This window comes from Clostridium tagluense (genome assembly GCF_003865095.1).
Classification (GTDB): domain Bacteria; phylum Bacillota; class Clostridia; order Clostridiales; family Clostridiaceae; genus Clostridium_AD; species Clostridium_AD tagluense.
The window spans coordinates 1-2,479 of record NZ_BHYK01000084.1 but is presented as its reverse complement, the minus strand read 5'-3'; the positions used below and the strand labels follow the sequence as shown (position 1 = coordinate 2,479).

The 2,479-nt window shown below is 31.3% G+C and carries 2 protein-coding genes; both read left to right on the top strand.

Annotated features, from left to right (window positions below; all coding sequences use genetic code 11):
• The first annotated feature begins 172 nt into the window (after positions 1-172).
• A complete protein-coding gene (xerA, locus tag Ctaglu_RS24480; protein ID WP_125006661.1) occupies positions 173-1,021 on the top strand; it encodes a site-specific tyrosine recombinase/integron integrase in 849 nt (282 codons plus the stop codon).
• Complete coding sequence (locus Ctaglu_RS24475) at positions 1,014-2,201, top strand: IS91 family transposase (protein ID WP_125006659.1); 1,188 nt, start codon at positions 1,014-1,016, stop codon at positions 2,199-2,201. The genes xerA and Ctaglu_RS24475 overlap by 8 nt, the downstream gene beginning before the upstream one ends.
• Positions 2,202-2,479 lie beyond the last annotated feature (278 nt).

Here is a 2,479-nt window from a genome sequence, read left to right as displayed (position 1 = left end):
AGAACTAAACCGCTAAAAACGGTGGCAGACGAGTGCTAATCATATTAATTTAATTTTTACTTAAATAAAATATAAAGAAGTATCCTATTTGATTAAGATACTTCTTTATTATAATACACACTTCCTATAAACTTTTATTGTCGAAATAAAAAATAAGGAAGTGTTATTATTTATGTCAGAATTAAGAGAAAAAATGAAAATGGATATGGAACTAAGGGGTTATAGTCCAATGACTATAAAAAGCTATATCAATCACGTTAGTAACTTTGCTAAATTTTACAACAAATCACCAAAGTATTTAGGCGAAAAAGAAATTTGTGACTACCTACATTATTGTATCATTAAAAAAAAATTAAGTGAAGGAACAGTTAATTATATTAATTCAAGCCTTAAATTTTTTTATACTAAAACTCTAAATAGATATTGGAATTCTGACAAAATTGCAAGGATGAAAGAACCATCAAAATTACCTCCTGTATTATCTCCAGATGAGGTTAAATCTATCTTTGATGTTACTGAAAATCTTAAGCATAAGGCAATTCTCATGACGGTCTACTCCGCAGGATTAAGAGTTAGTGAAGTTTGTAACCTAAAAATAACAGATATTGATAGTAAAAACATGCAAATATTAATTAGAGAGGGCAAAGGTAAAAAAGATAGATATTCATTGTTGTCTAAATCAAATTTAGAAATCCTCAGAGAGTATTGGAGCAGATATCATCCTACGGAATATTTATTTTCTGGAAAGGGTCGTACAGATTCTATAAGTCCACGTAGTGTTCAGAAAATGCTCGAGAAATCTATAAAAAAAACTAAAATCACTAAGCATGCAACTGTCCATACGCTTCGCCATAGCTTTGCAACTCACTTATTGGATGCTGGTACGGATATCTGCTACATTCAAAGACTTTTAGGACATACCCGAATTACTACTACCACTATCTATTTACATCTTAGAAGGATGGATTTACTTAATATAAAGAGTCCGTTGGATATTCTTTTAGGAGAGAACGATGATTGAGATTCAAGATATATTCAATCAATATGGTGATGAATATAGGAGGAATCATCAGCTTCCGCTGAATATTTTAAAAACTATGATAGATATTGAAGCTTGTAGAACAGCAGAGCTTGGTGGTCATGTAGACGAATGTGATGAATGTGGGCACGTTAGGGTTTCTTATAATTCCTGCCGAAACAGGCATTGTCCTAAATGCCAAACTTTAGCCAAGGAAAGATGGCTTGAAAAAAGAAAAGAGGATTTATTATCCGTAGGGTATTTTCATGTAGTTTTCACTATTCCTGAAGAGCTTAACTATATAACATTAACAAACCAAAAGGAAATGTATTCTATTCTATTTAAATCTGTTTCTGAAACACTACTTGAACTTTCAAGTGATAAAAAATATTTAGGCGCAGAAATTGGATTTATGGCAATTTTGCATACTTGGGGTCAGAATCTTATGAATCATCCACACATACATTGTATAGTTCCAAGTGGTGGACTAACGTTAGATGGTAACAGATGGATAAGTTCGAAAAAAGATTTTTTTATCCCGGTGAAAGTGCTTTCAAGAAAGTTTAGAGGTAAATTCTTATTTTACCTTAAAAAAGCTTATTATAGTAATGCTCTTAAATATACTACAGGAATTGAGAAACTAACAGAAAAACATGTATTTCAGAGCTTCATAGATAAGTTATATAAAAAAGAATGGATTGTATATTGTAGACCTCCTTTTGGGAGTGCGGAGTACGTACTTGAATACCTTGGTAGATACACTCATAGAGTAGCGATATCTAATCATCGAATTGTAAATTTAGAAAATGGATATGTAACATTTAAATGGAGAGATTATAAAGACCATAATAAAGAAAAGTTTATGACACTTACAGTAGATGAATTTATTAGAAGATTTCTCATGCATGTTTTACCAAGAAAGTTTGTTAAAATTAGACATTATGGAATATTAAGCAACAGAAATAGGTCAACTAAGCTTCAAAAATGCAAAGAACTTACAGGAGCAGTAGAAAATAAAAATCAAAATTTAGAAGTTAACTTAAGTGCAGCGGAGCTTCTTTTAAAGCTGACAGGGATAGATATAAATATCTGTTCTTGCTGTCGTAAAGGTAAAATGATTACAAAAGAGAAATTAAATCGCCAAAATTATTCGCCACCAGGAGGAATAAATAAAATAGCATAACGTCTTTATTTAGGGGAGGGGGAAATTACGTCTATTTTTAGAAAATAATCAAGACTTAGAAGGATTTAAGATGCATTTGTGGAAATTAAAGTTAATATTCTTAGTGTTAAAGCAAATTTCAGAAAGAGGGAAAAGATTGAATCCCCATAGTAGTGGAAACGCGGCATCGTTCTTTAGCTTGTTTCAGAAATTGAGCAACTTTAGTGGCTATCATCATTTAAGTATATACTTATGGTGATAGTTTTTATCGGCTCAACATCTGAATCCAAACCTATTCA